Annotated in this window: 16 protein-coding genes and 1 riboswitch; of the genes, 1 reads left to right on the forward strand and 15 read right to left on the reverse strand. The window is 61.5% G+C overall.

What is annotated here, in order from left to right; genetic code table 11:
• Positions 1-48: 48 nt before the first annotated feature.
• The 5 genes from Tam10B_RS00175 to Tam10B_RS00195 all read right to left on the reverse strand — a co-directional run bounded on the left by Tam10B_RS00175 (position 49) and on the right by Tam10B_RS00195 (position 5,774).
• Positions 49-1,326 carry a bifunctional 3,4-dihydroxy-2-butanone-4-phosphate synthase/GTP cyclohydrolase II gene (locus tag Tam10B_RS00175; RefSeq protein WP_093959273.1) on the reverse strand — a complete coding sequence of 426 codons (1,278 nt, stop codon included), beginning with the start codon at positions 1,324-1,326 and terminating at the stop codon, positions 49-51.
• 93 nt (positions 1,327-1,419) lie between these two features.
• A complete protein-coding gene (locus tag Tam10B_RS00180; RefSeq protein WP_093959274.1) occupies positions 1,420-2,097 on the reverse strand; it encodes a riboflavin synthase in 678 nt (225 codons plus the stop codon).
• Entirely contained in the window at positions 2,078-3,193 is a 1,116-nt protein-coding gene (gene ribD, locus Tam10B_RS00185) for a bifunctional diaminohydroxyphosphoribosylaminopyrimidine deaminase/5-amino-6-(5-phosphoribosylamino)uracil reductase RibD (RefSeq protein WP_093959383.1), read from the reverse strand. The genes Tam10B_RS00180 and ribD overlap by 20 nt, the downstream gene beginning before the upstream one ends.
• 158 nt (positions 3,194-3,351) lie before the next feature.
• Positions 3,352-3,505: riboswitch (FMN riboswitch) on the reverse strand.
• Between the two features lie 161 nt (positions 3,506-3,666).
• The gene (locus tag Tam10B_RS00190) at positions 3,667-4,380 is read right to left on the reverse strand and encodes a trimeric intracellular cation channel family protein (protein ID WP_093959384.1); all 714 of its coding nucleotides are present in this window, start codon (positions 4,378-4,380) and stop codon (positions 3,667-3,669) included.
• A gap of 182 nt (positions 4,381-4,562) precedes the next feature.
• Positions 4,563-5,774 carry a Fic family protein gene (locus Tam10B_RS00195; RefSeq protein ID WP_233133507.1) on the reverse strand — a complete coding sequence of 404 codons (1,212 nt, stop codon included), beginning with the start codon at positions 5,772-5,774 and terminating at the stop codon, positions 4,563-4,565.
• Positions 5,775-6,037: 263 nt separating this feature from the next.
• Between Tam10B_RS00195 and Tam10B_RS00200 the strand changes: the two genes are divergently transcribed.
• Complete coding sequence (locus tag Tam10B_RS00200; protein WP_093959276.1) at positions 6,038-6,430, forward strand: hypothetical protein; 393 nt, start codon at positions 6,038-6,040, stop codon at positions 6,428-6,430.
• Positions 6,431-6,624: 194 nt separating this feature from the next.
• Here the strand turns inward: Tam10B_RS00200 and Tam10B_RS13680 are convergent, their stop codons facing one another.
• The 10 genes from Tam10B_RS13680 to Tam10B_RS00245 all read right to left on the reverse strand — a co-directional run bounded on the left by Tam10B_RS13680 (position 6,625) and on the right by Tam10B_RS00245 (position 15,233).
• On the reverse strand, positions 6,625-6,750 hold the full coding sequence (locus Tam10B_RS13680) for a hypothetical protein (RefSeq protein ID WP_269843556.1): 126 nt from the start codon (positions 6,748-6,750) through the stop codon (positions 6,625-6,627).
• Entirely contained in the window at positions 6,729-7,019 is a 291-nt protein-coding gene (locus tag Tam10B_RS00205; protein WP_093959277.1) for a hypothetical protein, read from the reverse strand. The genes Tam10B_RS13680 and Tam10B_RS00205 overlap by 22 nt, the downstream gene beginning before the upstream one ends.
• A gap of 121 nt (positions 7,020-7,140) precedes the next feature.
• Positions 7,141-7,383: a hypothetical protein gene (locus tag Tam10B_RS00210; RefSeq protein WP_093959278.1), complete on the reverse strand. Its 243-nt coding sequence runs from the start codon at positions 7,381-7,383 to the stop codon at positions 7,141-7,143.
• Positions 7,384-7,647: 264 nt separating this feature from the next.
• Positions 7,648-8,589, reverse strand: a complete 942-nt coding sequence (locus Tam10B_RS00215) for a VG15 protein (RefSeq protein ID WP_093959279.1) — start codon at positions 8,587-8,589, stop codon at positions 7,648-7,650.
• Between the two features lie 265 nt (positions 8,590-8,854).
• Positions 8,855-9,982, reverse strand: a complete 1,128-nt coding sequence (locus Tam10B_RS00220; protein ID WP_093959280.1) for a branched-chain amino acid aminotransferase — start codon at positions 9,980-9,982, stop codon at positions 8,855-8,857.
• 250 nt (positions 9,983-10,232) lie between these two features.
• A complete protein-coding gene (locus Tam10B_RS00225; protein ID WP_093959281.1) occupies positions 10,233-10,850 on the reverse strand; it encodes a 50S ribosomal protein L25/general stress protein Ctc in 618 nt (205 codons plus the stop codon).
• Positions 10,851-11,009: 159 nt separating this feature from the next.
• A complete protein-coding gene (locus Tam10B_RS00230) occupies positions 11,010-11,984 on the reverse strand; it encodes an EamA family transporter (RefSeq protein WP_093959282.1) in 975 nt (324 codons plus the stop codon).
• Between the two features lie 368 nt (positions 11,985-12,352).
• Positions 12,353-13,765, reverse strand: a complete 1,413-nt coding sequence (locus Tam10B_RS00235; RefSeq protein ID WP_093959283.1) for an NAD(P)(+) transhydrogenase (Re/Si-specific) subunit beta — start codon at positions 13,763-13,765, stop codon at positions 12,353-12,355.
• The gene (locus Tam10B_RS00240; RefSeq protein WP_093959385.1) at positions 13,765-14,079 is read right to left on the reverse strand and encodes an NAD(P) transhydrogenase subunit alpha; all 315 of its coding nucleotides are present in this window, start codon (positions 14,077-14,079) and stop codon (positions 13,765-13,767) included. The genes Tam10B_RS00235 and Tam10B_RS00240 overlap by 1 nt, the downstream gene beginning before the upstream one ends.
• Positions 14,080-14,081: 2 nt before the next feature.
• A complete protein-coding gene (locus tag Tam10B_RS00245) occupies positions 14,082-15,233 on the reverse strand; it encodes an NAD(P) transhydrogenase subunit alpha (protein ID WP_093959284.1) in 1,152 nt (383 codons plus the stop codon).
• Between the last annotated feature and the right edge of the window lie 85 nt (positions 15,234-15,318).

The following is a 15,318-nucleotide window of genomic DNA, read 5'->3' on the forward strand; positions in this document are numbered from 1 at the left end:
TGTCTGGTTGGAGATATCGGAAAATATTGTGCGACCGATCGGTCCGCATCAGTCCGCGATCGCACCGATGAGATGTCCCATGCGATGCCGCTTGGTGGACAGGTATCGTGCGTCGAACTCGTTCGGTTCGATGACGATCGGCACGCGATCGGCCACGACGATGCCGGCCTGTTCCAGCTGCTCGATCTTGTCGGGGTTGTTGGTCATCAGGTCGATCGATCCGATGCCCAGGTCCTCGAGGATGGCCGCGGCCGTGCTGTATTCGCGCATGTCGGCAGGGAATCCGAGCTCGAGGTTGGCGTCGAGCGTGTCGAAGCCCTGCTCCTGCAGTTCGTAGGTGCGCAGCTTGTTGAGCAGCCCGATGCCGCGTCCCTCCTGGCTGAGATACAACACCACTCCCCTGCCGCGCTCGGCGATACGACGCATCGCCTCCTGCAGCTGCGGGCCGCAGTCGCAGCGCATGGATCCGAAGACGTCACCGGTCAGGCACTGGGAGTGCACGCGGCAGAGCACCGGCCCGGATACGGACTCCCCGCCGGCGATTGAAGCGAGGATGTCCTTGCCCATCACCAGCGCCACATGTTCACCGCCGTTTTCGGATTCGTACCCGACCATGGTGAATCGTCCGTAGCGCGAGGGCAGGTCGACCGTCGCCACGCGGCGAACCGTGTGGGGGAACTCGTGCGTGCGGCGATACTCCTGCAGCTGGGCGATGGTGATGTACGCCAGTCCGTGTTCGGCGGCGAACTCCCGGAGGTCGTTTCGGCGCATCATGGTGCCGTCCGCCTTCATCATCTCGCAGCACAGGCCGCACGGTTCGAGTCCCGCCAGCCGGGCGAGGTCCACGGTGGCTTCGGTGTGTCCGTTGCGTTCCAGCACGCCGCCGGGGCGGGCCACCAGCGGGAACATGTGCCCGGGACGACGGAAATCCCCTGGCTTGGCGTCAGGGTCGATGCACGCCAGCGCGGTGACGGAACGGTCGCGTGCGCTGATGCCCGTGGACGTGGTCACATGGTCGATGGAGACGGTGAACGCCGTCTGGTGGTTGTCGGTGTTCGACGCACACATCGGCGGCAGGTCCAGTCGTTCGGCGATCTCGCCGCTCATCGGGGTGCAGATGAGGCCGCGACCGTGGGTGGCCATGAAGGCGATGTTGCCCGGAGTGGCGAAGCGTGCCGCACAGATGAGATCGCCTTCGTTCTCACGGCTTTCGTCGTCGGCGACCACCACGATGCGGCCCGCGGCGATGTCGCGGACGGCGCGCTCCACGGGGTCGATGTTCGGCTCGTGTTCCGAGTCAGAGTGGATGTTCGTTGTCTGGTTCATGATGTGTTCCTCGATATGTTCGATGATGTGACGAATGAATAGGTGGCTGATATGTCACCGATCATGTGCGGTCGGCCGCGACCGGCGCCGCGGTCAGAATCCGTGGTCCAGCAGGAAGTTCCTGGTGAGCGTGGGCGCTGAAACGGACGTCGGTTCCGAGTGCTCGTCGGTGTCGGCCTGCGGCATGGACAGCAGCCGGTCCACGTATCTGGCGATGGGATCAATCTCGAGATTGACGAGGTCCCCGACCTTGCGTTCCGGCAGTACGGTGTGCTCGGAGGTATGGGGAATGATGGACACGCCGAACGACCGTTCGTCCGCGAAGGTCACGGTCAGGCTGATACCCTCCACCGCTATGGATCCCTTCTCCGCGATGAACCGCATCAGATTGCGCGGGGCGCCGATCGTGTAGACCGTGGCGATGCCGTCTCGGACGATGGACTGCACGTCGCCGGTGCCGTCGATGTGCCCGGAGACGATGTGCCCGGAGAACCGGCTGTCCGCAGGCATGGCACGCTCCACGTTGACGTGGCTTCCCCGGCACAACGAGCCCAAGCTTGACCTGCGGAGCGTCTCATGCATGACGTCGGCGGTGAAGGTCGTGCCGTGGATCGAGGTCACGGTCAGGCACACGCCGTTGACGGCGATGCTCTCCCCCAGCAGCGTGCGATCGGTGACCACGACGTCGGAGGATACGGCGAGCGCGGCGAAGTCGGCTCCGCGGGTCAGCGATTCCACGGTGCCGAGGTCCTCAACGATTCCGGTGAACATAGTCCACTCCTCCTTCGAGAAGAACGTCGTCTCCGATCGTCCGCACCGTGAGGTTGACGATTCGGTAGCCGTCGGCGGGGTCCTCCACGCCGGGTCCGCCGACGGGAGATGGGGCCGTGGCGCCGCCGAAGAGTTTGGGTGCGATGTAGGCGTCGATCTTGTCGACGATCCGGGCGTGCAGGGCGGACCATGCCAATGTGGCGCCGCCTTCGATCATCACGCTGTCGATGCCACGCTCCCCCAGTGTTCGGATCAGTGCCTGCAGGTCCACGTGCCCTTCAGCGTCGGCGTCGATCGTCAGCACTTCGCATCCGGCGTCGCGGTACGGTCTGGCCTGTTCCTCGTCGTGGGAGAGGGTAGCGATGATCGTCGGGGTCTCGTGGGCGCTGCGCACGAGTGCGGCGTCCAGTGGGGTGCGCAACGTGCCGTCGCATACGATGCGCAGCGGGTCATGGCCGTTTTCGATGCGGCAGGTGAGCATCGGATCGTCGGCGAGGACCGTGCCCACGCCCACCATGATCGCGGCGAAACGGTTGCGGTCCTCATGCACGCGTCTGCGGGACTCCTCTCCGGTGATCCAGCGCGACCGGCCGGTTGCCGTGGCGATTCTGCCGTCCATGGTCATGGCGTATTTGAGCAGCACGAACGGCGTGCGCCGCACGATGTAGTGCATGAATATCTCGTTGAGGGCATCGCATTCGTCGCGAAGCACGCCCTGCTCGACGGTGATTCCCGCCCGTTTCAGCTGTCGGATGCCCTTGCCCGCCACCAGCGGATTGGGATCGGACGAGCCGACGACGACGCGGGAGATGCCGCTGTCGATCACCGCTTGTGTGCATGGCGGCTGCTTGCCCTGATGGCAGCAGGGTTCCAGGGTGACGTACATCGTGGCGCCGCGGACCGAAACGCCCTGGGCCTTGGCCGCCTCCAATGCGGATCGTTCGGCGTGCCATCCGCCGAAATGGTCATGGTGACCGGTGGCTATGATCTGGCCGTCGCGTACGATGACGGCTCCCACCATGGGGTTGGGATTGACTTTTCCCACGCCCAGTTTTGCGTGGCGCAATGCCACGGACATGAAATCTCTATCGTTCACGTTTCCCCTTTCGACGCGATAGAGCATGTCCAGGGTACGTGGCGGCGCACGGACCATTCCGCTGCCCCAAACGTATGCCGAAAACAAAAAAATCCCTGAACTCCATTGGAATTCAGGGGCATGCATATACGTGGGCCGCGCAAGGTACGATTGCGCCGCCGCATTCTTCTTCCATCCAGACTGTAACTGTCGGTACCGGAATCACACCGGTTCACGAACGCCGTAACGTTCCTGCATATTGATTCGATTTCGATCTCAATGCTCGCGGACTATACCGCCGATCGGGAATTTCACCCTGCCCTGAAGATGCGTTATTGAGTTATGGCTCTGATTGAACACCGTCTCGACGACATCCCACCTCACTGATCACGGATTCGTCCACATTGTGAACAGAATTGCGGTAGGCAAAAAGCAAGAAGGAACGACCCTCGTCATCCACGCGAACGCTCTGATACGGTCATACGGTCGGCCGCTTATTCGTCGCCGCCGTCCTTGGCGCCTTTTACCGAATCCGGGTGGATCACCGGACGCTTGAGATACTTTCCCTGCGATGGCAGATGAGCACGACGACGCTCCATTGCACCGGGGAAGGTGATGTTGAACTTCACCGAGATCACGCGCAGCACGAATACGAGGATCACGATGGCCACGTCCAGCACCATTTCGCCGTTGAGGCCCAGATTCCAATACACGGACGCACGGTAGGCGAACACAGTGAGCACGCAGGCCACGCATGACGGCACCGCGTACAGATGCTTGTCGCGCAGGATCGACGGCACCTCGTTGAGTAGGATGTCTCGAATGGTGCCGCCGGCGAGCGCGGTGAACATGCCCAGAAACGCCGCGGTCATGCCGGACGTGTGGAACGCCAGCGCCTTGGCGGTACCGTTGACGGCAAACAGGCCCAACGACAGTGCGTCGGTGACGATCATCGACCATTTGAGGTGCTCGATCTCCGGATGCGCGACGGCGACGATGATGCCGGAGAACAATGCCGTGAGCACGAATCCCTTGTCCGTAATGCCCACGGGAGGCAGGTCGCCGAGCAGCACGTCTCGCGTGATGCCGCCGCCAAGCGCCGTGACCCATGCGATAACGAGTATAGAGAAGAGGTCATAATGCTTGCGGATGGCCGCCAAGCCTCCGGAAAGACCGCAGATGAAGATCGCCAGATATTCGATTCCCATGAATACGGCGTTGCTTTCCAGCGCGACCTGATCCACTGCGCCCTCCCCCCATCGACCGCGGGTCTCCCCATATCGAATTTCAGCCGATAAGAGCGTAGCACCGTACGTCGGTGACACACTGACACCATGCCAGAGTTCGCCCGTTGTTCACCTTCAATGCGTGGCAGCGCGAAATTTTCTGCTTAACCTTCGCCCAGCAACAATCGCCTCATGCCGTCGGCCAGCGAATAGCGGACGGGACGCATGCCCATCGTGACCATGGCTCCACTCTCGACCAGCGGATCCAAAGCCGTGTTCACGCGCTTGCGGCCGAACTTCAACCCATTCTGCAACTGTGGGCGAGTAACCCGGTGCGGCGGCGTTCCGAATAGTTCCTCCTGAATGAGCACGCCGACGATATCCACCTGGTCATCGCTCCATCCGCGCTCGCGGCTGAGCTCATAAAGTACGGCCTTGGCACGCTCGAACGCTCCGTACTTTTCGGAAAGATCATCGATGATGCGCCGCTGCGCATCGTTCACGAACTTCATCATCCGGTAAGAGAACAAACTCGCATCGCAGCAGTTCAATGGGTGCTGAGCATCCTCGAACGCCTTGTAGTACCGGTCCTTGCCATCAGAGATCACGGGACTGAGACTGATGGCCGTGGGCACGCTCAGATGTCGCCTGAGCTGCAGGGCGAACAAGAACCGTCCCGTTCTGCCGTTGCCATCGTAGAACGGATGGATGTATTCGAACGCGAAATGGCACATCGCAGCGCGAAGCAACGGCGGTACATCCCGGTTCCCCATGAAGGCAAGCCACTGCGTAAGCAGCACCTTGATCTCAGATTCCGGAGTGATGCCCGTATGGATGCGCCGCCCGGTAGCCTCGTCATCGATGTAGACGGGACCGTTGCGGAACAGATCCCCATCCGGCAGGTCACCGTCATCCAGCTCCCCGGAGACCACTCGGTCGTAAAGGGACCGGATATCCTCCAGACTGCGAGGAAGGGCGAGATGCTCTGGGTCGTTGTCGCTGAGTGCGAGAAACAGCTTGGCGAACTCGCTGAACCGCTTGCGAGGACCGTTCGTCATGGCGGTCTCAAGCGCCTCGCTGATCTCCTTGCGAGTGGAACGCACTCCCTCGATACTGTTGGTGCTCTGCATCTCGGCACCGATGAGATCCATGATGTAGGCACGACGGGCGATGGAGGGAAGAGTCTCCCATAGAGCGGTCACCATGTTTTCCTGTTCGCGGACACGGTCGAGGATAGCGGCGAGTTCCCGGAAGTTGACCACGAACATCTCGTGGCCACGCAGAACGATACCGGACCTGAACGTGCTCCATCCTTCCAGCCGTTGTCGGTACTCATGTTCGGCAATGGTCTTGGGCGGCTGCGTGGACTGGCTCATATGCGTCATCTGCCGAATGCTCTTGTACTGCATATGGTCCCTTTCCATGGTTTTAGGTCAAAGAATTGTCAGAAATTCTAATTCTATTGTTTCTTTTTAGCAAAAAGAAACAATAGAGACATTTGCAATGGTATCGATAGCCGACACCACTGGTTCCCGCTAATGCTCGATATCCTCGCAAGAGGCAGTTTTTCACCAGCCCTTGGTTTTGGCATGACACTGGAATCGTCACCACAAAACCGCTTCTGAAAGGATTCTCCGTCATGGCCATGCATGCCACTGCCACCGTGCTCGTCCCCGTCTCCGTCAGGCCGATGTCCGTCGGCGACCGTCTGACTTCCCGCAAGGCGCTGCGAGATGCGTTCGGCGGCAGCATTGCGAAGAACAGCGAGCCGCTCAGGTCGCTCAACGCACGTGTGATCACCGTCACCAAGCAGGAGTGGCGTGATGTGACGCTTGAACAGCGCGTGGCCGGCCCGATGCGCAACCACGAGATCACGTTCGTGTTCGTACGTGATCCCCGCATTCACATTACCGGAGCACCCACCATGGAATATGTGTTCAAAGGCGTGTTTGTGATCGACAACGATGGCGAGCACGTCCGCGCCATGCGCATCGCACTCTCCACCACCCCGAATTTCGCGCTGGCCGCATAGCCGAGCCGGCATCGGCATCTTGCCGGCCGGCATCCGGCTTTCCTATTCGCCCACATTGTGCCCATATTTATTTTCCATCAGAACGCGTCAAACCCCGTCAAAAACGAAATGACCGCTCAGTCCGATCGCGAGTAAGCCGAACAGCTATTATTCAACGTTCCACGGAAACGGGAGGCAGGGGTCGTCGACCTTGGTCAGTCGTCTATCTTCGACGTGACGTATTCGTTGATGGCCTTGGCGTGCTCCTGCATGGCCTCGAGGCTGTCGCGACGATCAGGCTCGCGGGCAGACCTGTCTCCTATGCCACCTGATTGCGCCATGCGCTGGACTGCTTTTCGGCCTTGAACGCGTCGAGCTCCTTCTGGAGCTCGACGGCTCGGGCTGCGGCCTTCTGCTGTTCGGTCATCTGGCTTTCCTTGAGCTGTTCCAGCTCGTCGGCAGCCGTCTTGTTGGCCTTCACGTGCTTCTCCCACTCACGAGAGTGGGCCAGCGTCTCCTCGTACTTCGCCTTCCAATCGACCTCCGTGGCCTGCGTCTCGCCGTTCGGCTCGCCCGCAGGCTGCTGGGACTCGATGGTTTCCTCGGCCATGCTTCCTCCTTGGAAAATAGGGTTTGGGGCCCGTGCGGGCATAAAAAAACCACCCATGCGGGTGGCTAAAGACAAGAAAAATGGTTATAAACCTAACCATTGGTGATGGATACTGAGAAAATCAGATGCCGCTTCCCCGTATGCCAATAAGTTCGATGAGTCTCTTATCGGGGCTATCGATCATGTCTTTCGGCTTGTTGTGATAGAGACAGTGCAACAGATCCGCCCGGAGTTCCTCTTCGGAAAGCCTGACTCCGGTTGCCTCGATATCAAAGTACCCTTTGCGGAAAGCACGATGGTAAGAGCGGAGGAGTTTATTGATGCCGTCACCATTGTGAGCCGCGAAATACTCCTCTTCCGTCACCCCAGCGTCTCCTCGATCATGATATTGAATATTCTAACGCTTTCCGGGAAGTAATTGACGATGAGCCGCCACGCCTCCGGATTAGATATTTGGGCGTCGAGCATCTCGGCGAAAGCCTCCCGTGACTGTCTGGTATTGCCCAAGCCCAGAAAGTATCCAGGAGCCGTATGCCCAACGGAATATGGATGGTCCTCCCCAGCGCGGCTTGTAGCATGTCTTCCACATTCCGATCGGTCAGTTTGCTGCCTGACTGGATTTCGTTGGCTATTGCGTCAAGAACCGAGGCCCTTGACGCATCCCTGCCCGAGACCATAAGTACGGCCTGTGTACCACGAAAAAGGGTGTCGGCATCCTGGTTAAGAGCATCGGCAAGCAGCCGCCCCCGACTGGCTCAGCGGAACGATACCCATTCCTGCCCAGTATCCAATCGAGCATATGGCCACTTTCGTGGAATAGATTCTGCCCCTCGCGACGAACATTGTCCCCACTCATAGCGGTATCAATATCAATGTAAATACCACCCTTTGATGGGTTGTATTCAGCGATTCCCTGATACTGCCCATCTTTGATTTCAAAACGATCGGCATATTTTGCCCACAGTCGCGCAGCGGACTTATGCGTGGTATCGCGAAGAAGCTCGTTAATCTTCTTGGTGTATGAGGCTCCCAGCTGCTGCTCGAGCCTACACCCTCTTGGTATGCGCATGTCAGGCTGGAATGCGGATCCATCGCTGAGTTTGTCCGGATTCAAGTAGCGGAGCCATGACGTTATCACTTTCAGACCAGTACCATCGCCAGAGTCTTTGGCCGACTGCATCGCTTGAGAATACATGCTCTTCCACTCCGACTGTTTTTCGAGCAGCTGCGTGCTTGCACCCCAGCTGGGCACGACCGTGCAATGGCAGTGCCCGTCGTGGAAGCTCCCGCCCAGGGATGCGGTGTCCTCACTCGAGTAGGCGAAGCCTCGGGACGCGAGCATGACGCAGAACGCGCACGGCTTCACGCCTCCGCAGACTCGAGCCCAGCGGGGCTTGGTGGGGTCCTTGGCGATGTTGGCTCGCATGGTCATGCGGCCGCTGGTGGCGATCATGTCGGCGATGAACTGCTGGGCGTCGTCCACGTTGCTCAGGTCGGGCCACAGGTCGGCCAGGGTCACGCCGCTGCGCGCCCGGCCGTTCTTGACCTGCGTGTAGGTCAGGCCCCGCATAGTCGGTGTCGTTGAACCCGCCCTGCAGGTCCCAGAGCGCACGATCGGGATCCAATAGTTCCGTCGCATATTCAGGCATGTCCACGTTGCCGTATTCGCCCCATAGGTCACGCAGCTGTGCCTGTACACGTCGACGACATCGACAAGGCCATCAGCTAGGAAACAGAAGAACGTGCCCAAGACGTGCCAAAAAACGAAAAAGAGGACCGCTGAAACCCCAGAAAACACTGGGATTCCAACAGTCCTCAAAACAGGCTGTGAAGGGTCAGCAGACCTTCCACATCCAGTTGTGCGGATCCTCGATCTCGCCGAGCTGGATGCCGAGCAGCTTGTTGCGCAGGGCCACGGTCAGCTCGCCGGAGCCGCCGTCGGCGACGGTCACGTCGAACTTCTCGGACTTGAAGCGGCCGATCGGGGTGATGATGGCGGCGGTACCGCAGGCGAACACCTCGGTGACCTCGCCGGACTTGATGTCCTCGAGCAGCTGCTCAAGGGCGATCATGGTCTCGACCACGTCGTGGCCGTCGTCCTGCAGCAGCTGGATCAGCGAGCGGCGGGTGACGCCAGGCAGGATGTTGCCGGTCAGGGACGGGGTCTCCACATGGCCGTCCTTGTGCACGACCATCATGTTCATGCCGCCAAGCTCCTCGAGGTAGGTCTTGGTGGCGGCGTCCACGAAGCACACCTGCTCGCAGCCGTTCTCGATGCCGGTGTACTCACCGAGCAGGGAGGCGGCGTAGTTGCCACCGCACTTGGCGAAGCCGGTGCCGCCAGGGCCGGTGCGGAACCACTTGTCCTCCACCCAGATGCTCACGGGCTTGACTCCACCGGGGAAGTACGGGCCGGACGGGGAGGCGATCACGCAGTAGTCGACCTCCTGCGGAGCGCGCACGCCCAGGAACGGCTCGGAAGCGAACATGAACGGACGCATGTACAGCGTGTACTCACGACGGGACGGCACCCAGTTGGCGTCGCGCTTGACTAGTGCGGCCACGGAGCCCAGGAAGTCGTCGATCGACAGTTCGGGCAGGTACAGACGCTTCGCGGAGTTCTGGAAACGCTCGGCGTTGGCGTCCGGGCGGAACAGCCAGGTGGAGCCGTCGGCGTGACGGTAGGCCTTGAGGCCTTCGAAGCACTCCTGAGCGTAGTGCAGCACGGATGCGCCCGGATCCATCTTCAGCGGGGCGTACGGCTCGACGCGACGGTCGGACCAGCCTTCGCCCTTGGTCCACGTCATGTGGGTCATGTTGTCGGAGAAGACCTGACCAAACGCCGGCTTGTCGATGAGCTCCTGACGCTTGGCGTCGGAGGCCGGGTTGTCGTTGGGCAGCACGGTGAAGGCGTCGGCCAGCTTGGACAGGGCCGCCGGATCGTGATGAGTATTTTCTGTCATTCTCAGCTTCTTTGTATTCATTGCCGATCGAGAATCGGCTATCAGTATGTCATCGGCGCTTCTGGCGCCGAACTGAGTAACACTTTCTCACATGCCTGTTACCGACATGAAAGAAAGTTCACATTATGAAAACGGACGCCGATGATCATCCAAGAACGCAAAGAGCCCACACGGACGGTGGGCTCTTCTCCGATGGTGGTCCATCGGTTAGTCGTTCATCGTCGGATGACGATCAGGCGAGCGCTATGGCTCAGGCCTGGGCGGCGTCGGCAGCCGGAGCGGCGGCATCGGCGTCGGCAGCCGGAGCGGCGGCCGGGGCCTCGGCAGCGTCTTCCGGCACCTCGACGGTCACGACGGACTCTTCCGGGTTGTCGTGCACGAGCTCCACGCCCTCGGGCAGGACGACGTCCTTGGCCAGCACCTTGGTGCCGTCGACCAGGCCCTCGACGCTGATGGTGATGCGCTCGGGCAGGTTGGTCACGTCGGCCTTGACCTTGAGCTCCTGGATGTCGACGAACGCCACGGCGGCGCCCTTCGGGGTGCCCTCAACGAAGACCGGGACCTCGACCTCGATCTTCTCGCCGGCGCGCACCTCGTAGAAGTCCACGTGCTCGATCTGCTGCTTGACGGGGTTGCGCTGCACGTCCTTGACGACGGCGAGCTTGGAGTCCTCGCCGAACTTCAGCTCGAACAGGGCGTTGGTGTGACGCAGAGCGTTGGTGGTCTCCTTCAGCGGGAGCTGCAGGAAGGTCGGGTTCTCGCCGCCGGCGTACACGGTGGCCGGAACCAGCTTGGCGACGCGCAGGCGACGGGCCGCGCCCTTGCCGAACTCGGAACGGACGGCACCTTCGAGGGTGATATCTGCCATGATGTTCTCCTTAATAGAACTGAAAAACCTGAGGTTTCGTTTTGGCGCATCGACGCGCCGCGGAGAACGCCGTGCAGTGCACGGGAAAATCACACGTCGAGTCGATTACGGAGGATGACGCAATTCACGTCACCGCTCCCTCGCCAAGACAACAGTCGCTTAGTCTACCACATCCACCGAATCACGGCGAACCGGGTGTCGCACACGGGATGTTCCGGAGAACGTGACCACCACGGCGAGCATCACGCATCCGACACCGACGATCTCCCAGACGGTGGGGAATTCGGAGAACAGCAGTCCGACCGCCACGGCCACGGCCGGGTACATGGACTGCATCACGGAGAACGCGCCGGGCGTGGTCTTGCGCATGACCACCTGGTCGATCACGTAGGGGAAGAACGAGCTGAACACGGACACGACGAACATGAGCAGCAGCAGATGCAGGATGCCCCAGCCGCCTTCCGTAACCAGCCACGTCGCCGTCTGCGGCGGCACGAACAGTCCGCGGACGGCAGGGACGGCAAGAAAGACCGACTGGATGGCGAATCCGATGCACATGGCAACGGACAGACGGTTGAGCGGACTGCCGGCGTTGGCCACCTGACGGCCCATGATGATGTAGACGCCCCACATGCTGCCGCCGATGAGAATGGCGACAAGACCGACGATGAAGTGCCCACCGTCGGGCGAGGCGAGCGACATGCCGGCGAGCAGCACCACGCCGACGGCCGCGATGACGATGCCGATGCGTTCCCTCCAGTTGCGTCCGGTGAGCACGGCGACACCAAGGGGCCCGATGAATTCGATGGCCACGGCCATGCCCATGTTCATCTGGCTGATGGCCAGGTAGAACATGGTGTTCATGGCAACGATGGCGAATCCGCATCCGGCGGTGATCAGCCAGTCATGTCGCGTGTTCGGCAGGGTGTTGCGCACCTCGCGCCGCCACGGCCGGCGCCACAGGAGCATGAGCAGGGCAAGGAATCCGAACCGGTACCATGCCGCGCACAGCGGGTTGATCTGGGTGAACACGCTTTTGGCGGTACCGGTGGCGATGTACATCAGCGCGCCCTCGATCGCCACGATTACCACGGCCGGGGTCGCATCAAGCATACGGACAACGAACTTCTTCACACCGCCACCCTACATCGCCCTATGCCTCACATAGTCTCGCCCGATGTCCCTTGCACCCGCGCACAGGTCCCGTCCGGCGATTCCCTCCCACGGGGATCCCTCCCAAAACGCAGGCGAGGCCCCGCCCGATTCCTCGGACAGGGCCTCGCATATGTTCGACCTACTGGACCTTTCTCGCATCCCCTACTGTTTCAAGTCTTTTCAAGCTCAGGTTTCCTAAAAGAGTCTCACCTGACCGAAGGACCTAAAGCTTTCAGGGGGGGGATCATTCACGTAACGCGTGCGGCTTCGGTCGAGCGGAAGGCGAAGGCGTACGACGGTACGTCGAGTCTTCCGATCGGCCGAAGCCGCACGCGTTACGTGAATGATCACGAGATGAGTTCCTTGACGGAGGCGATGATAGCCTGCAGCTCCTTCTTCGCGTCGCCGAAGAGCATCTGCGTGTTGTCTTCGAAGTAGAGCTCGTTTTCGATGCCGGCGTAGCCCTTGCCGCGGCCACGCTTGATGACGACGACGTTCTGGGACTTGTCGACGTCGAGGATCGGCATGCCGGAGACGGGGGTGCCGGGGCGGCGTGCGGCCGGGTTGGTGACGTCGTTGGCGCCGACCACCAGGGAGATGGTGGCGGTGGGGAACTGCGGGTTGATGTCGTCGAGGTCGACGAGCTCCTCGTAGGGGACGTTGGCTTCGGCGAGCAGCACGTTCATGTGGCCGGGCATACGGCCGGCGACGGGGTGGATGGCGTAGGCGACTTCCACGCCGCGGCTCTTGAGCAGTTCGCCAAGGTCGGCGAGCTCGCGCTGGGCTTGGGCCATGGCGAGGCCGAAGCCGGGAACGAAGATGACCTTCTGCGCGTAGACGAGCTGAACGGCCACGTCGTCGGCGGAGGTCTCCTTCATGGTGCCGGTCACGCCGTCGTCGCCGCCTGCCGCGTTGTCACCGCCGAATCCGCCGGCGAGGACGGAGAGCAGTGGACGGTTCATGGCCTGGGCCATGAGGATGGACAGGGTGACGCCGGCCGCGCCGACGAGGGCGCCGGCGACGATCAGGGCCACGTTGTCGATGGCGAGGCCGGACATGGCCACGGCGGTGCCGGTGCAGGCGTTGAGTACGGAGATGACGACGGGCATGTCGGCGCCGCCGATCGGGATGACGAACACCAGGCCGTAGCACAGGGCGAACACGGTGGTCAGCACGGACCAGAGGAGTCGCTGTTCGGGCTGCACGCACAGCATGACGAATGCGGCGATGGTGAGGATGATGAACAGCACGTTCCAGAAGCTCTTGCCGGGCAGCTTAAGGTTCTTGACGAACTTGACGCCCTGCAGCTTGCCGGCGGCGATGAGCGAGCCGGTGAAGGTGACGGAGCCGATCATGATGCCGAGGCCGGCGGTGATGAGCACGACGAGGGTGGGCAGCTGCTCGTTGGTGAGGATGTCGTTGAGCGCCACGAGCGCGGCCGCGCCGCCACCCACGGTATTGAACACGGAGACCAGCTGCGGCATGTCGGTCATCTTGACCTTCTTGGCGGACACGACGCCGGCCACCGCGCCGATGAGGATGCCCACGACGAGCACGATCACGGCGGTGGTGGAGATGAAGCCCTGCACGAACAGGTGCACGAACGCCATGACGACGGCGAACACCATGCCGGTGGCGGAGATCTGGTTGCCCTTGCGCGCGGTCTTCGGGGAGTTCATGAAGTGCAGGCCCATGACGAACATCACGGCGGCCAGCAGGTATACGAACCATGCAACGATATCGATGGGTGTTGCGGTCATTACTTATCGCCTTCCTTCTCGTCCTTCTTGGAGGGCTTGGAGCTCTTGAACATCTCGAGCATGCGGTCGGTGACCACATAGCCGCCGACGACGTTCATGGTGCCGAGCACTGCGGCAAGGAAGATGAACACGTAGGCGAGCGGGGTGTGGGCTTCGGCGACGACGATGACGACGCCGACGATGACGATGCCGTGGATGGAGTTGGCGCCCGACATCAGCGGGGTGTGCAGGGTCGCCGGCACCTTGCCGATGACCTCGATGCCGATGAGCAGGGCGAGTACGAACAGTGTGATCGAAACGACGAGATCCGGCATGATCACTTCTCCTCTTCCTTGGTGGCCGTGGCGTCGCGTCCGGCGACGACCATGGCGTTGTCGAGTTCCTCGTTCAGATCCATGGCGAGGCTGCCGTCGTGCACGAAGTGGGCGAGCACGTCGGCCACGTTACGGGCCAGCAGGTTGGATGCGGTGGTGGCCACGCCGCTCGCCAGATCGGGAGCGCCGATCAGCTGCACGCCGTTGTCGGTGACGATGGTCTGGTTCGGCTCGGAACCCTCCACGTTGCCGCCGAGCTCGCTTGCCGCGCAGTCGACGATCACGGCGCCGCGGTGCAGTCCGTCGACGCCGGCCTTGGTGAGCAGCACCGGGGGCTTGCGTCCGGGCACCTTGGCGGTGGTGATGACCACGTCGAATTCCGCGGCCTTCTTGTCCACGGCGGCCTGCTGGGCGGCCTGCTCCTCGGCGGTGAGCTGGCGGGCGTAGCCGCCCTCGCCCTGTCCCTTGGAGAAGTCGAGTCCCAGATCCAGGAACTTGGCGCCGAGCGAGAGCACCTCGCCCTTGGCGGCGGGACGCACGTCGTAGGCGGTCACGACCGCTCCGAGACGGCGCGCGGTGCCGATGGCCTGCAGTCCGGCGATGCCGGCGCCCAGAATGAGCACCTTGGCGGGGCGGATCGTGCCGGCCGCGGTGGTCATCATGGGGAAGAACGAGCCGTAGGCGTCGGCGGCCTTGAGCACGGCCTTGTATCCCATGACGGAGTTCTGGCTGGTCATCTCGTCCATGGACTGTGCGGAGCTGAGCTGTCGGGGCAGCTTTTCGATGCCCACACCGACCAGTCCGGCCTTGTCGAGACGATCCACGTACTCCTGATCAGTGAACGATCCGAGCATGCCGATGACCCAGGAGCCCTTGGGCAGCTTGCCGACGAGCTCGTCATCGGGCCGTCCCACGAATCCGAACGCCTGCGCCTGCTTGATGACCTCATCCTTGGAGCCGATCCTGGCGCCTGCCTTCACATAGTCTTCGTCGCTGAAACCGGCGGCGTGTCCTGCGTTGCTTTCGATGACGCATTCGACGGACGAGCGCTTGAGTCGCTTGACGATATCCGGGGTGAGAGCCACACGGGATTCATATTCCGCGGTCTCGTTGAAAATTCCATAAGTGATGGTCGATTGCGTATCTTCCGCCACCTGGTCCTCCCTCGTAATCCTTCTGTAATGGCGCCACGCCAATCCGCAACGCCCCGATAAGTCTATATCAAAGTCAACAATTGGC

Origin of the sequence: Bifidobacterium vansinderenii, from assembly GCF_002234915.1 — a bacterium.
In the GTDB taxonomy this organism is placed as follows: domain Bacteria; phylum Actinomycetota; class Actinomycetes; order Actinomycetales; family Bifidobacteriaceae; genus Galliscardovia; species Galliscardovia vansinderenii.

What these genes read in the sequence shown, in the direction of transcription:
- Tam10B_RS00175 (WP_093959273.1), bottom strand. Translation starts at nt 1,326, where the DNA reads ATGAACCAGACAACGAACATCCACTCTGACTCGGAACACGAGCCGAAC.
- Tam10B_RS00180 (WP_093959274.1), bottom strand. Translation starts at nt 2,097, where the DNA reads ATGTTCACCGGAATCGTTGAGGACCTCGGCACCGTGGAATCGCTGACC.
- Tam10B_RS00190 (WP_093959384.1), bottom strand. Translation starts at nt 4,380, where the DNA reads ATGGGAATCGAATATCTGGCGATCTTCATCTGCGGTCTTTCCGGAGGC.
- Tam10B_RS00195 (WP_233133507.1), bottom strand. Translation starts at nt 5,774, where the DNA reads ATGAGCCAGTCCACGCAGCCGCCCAAGACCATTGCCGAACATGAGTAC.
- Tam10B_RS00200 (WP_093959276.1), top strand. Translation starts at nt 6,038, where the DNA reads ATGGCCATGCATGCCACTGCCACCGTGCTCGTCCCCGTCTCCGTCAGG.
- Tam10B_RS13680 (WP_269843556.1), bottom strand. Translation starts at nt 6,750, where the DNA reads ATGGCGCAATCAGGTGGCATAGGAGACAGGTCTGCCCGCGAGCCTGAT.
- Tam10B_RS00205 (WP_093959277.1), bottom strand. Translation starts at nt 7,019, where the DNA reads ATGGCCGAGGAAACCATCGAGTCCCAGCAGCCTGCGGGCGAGCCGAAC.
- Tam10B_RS00215 (WP_093959279.1), bottom strand. Translation starts at nt 8,589, where the DNA reads ATGCGGGGCCTGACCTACACGCAGGTCAAGAACGGCCGGGCGCGCAGC.
- Tam10B_RS00220 (WP_093959280.1), bottom strand. Translation starts at nt 9,982, where the DNA reads ATGACAGAAAATACTCATCACGATCCGGCGGCCCTGTCCAAGCTGGCC.
- Tam10B_RS00225 (WP_093959281.1), bottom strand. Translation starts at nt 10,850, where the DNA reads ATGGCAGATATCACCCTCGAAGGTGCCGTCCGTTCCGAGTTCGGCAAG.
- Tam10B_RS00235 (WP_093959283.1), bottom strand. Translation starts at nt 13,765, where the DNA reads ATGACCGCAACACCCATCGATATCGTTGCATGGTTCGTATACCTGCTG.
- Tam10B_RS00240 (WP_093959385.1), bottom strand. Translation starts at nt 14,079, where the DNA reads ATGCCGGATCTCGTCGTTTCGATCACACTGTTCGTACTCGCCCTGCTC.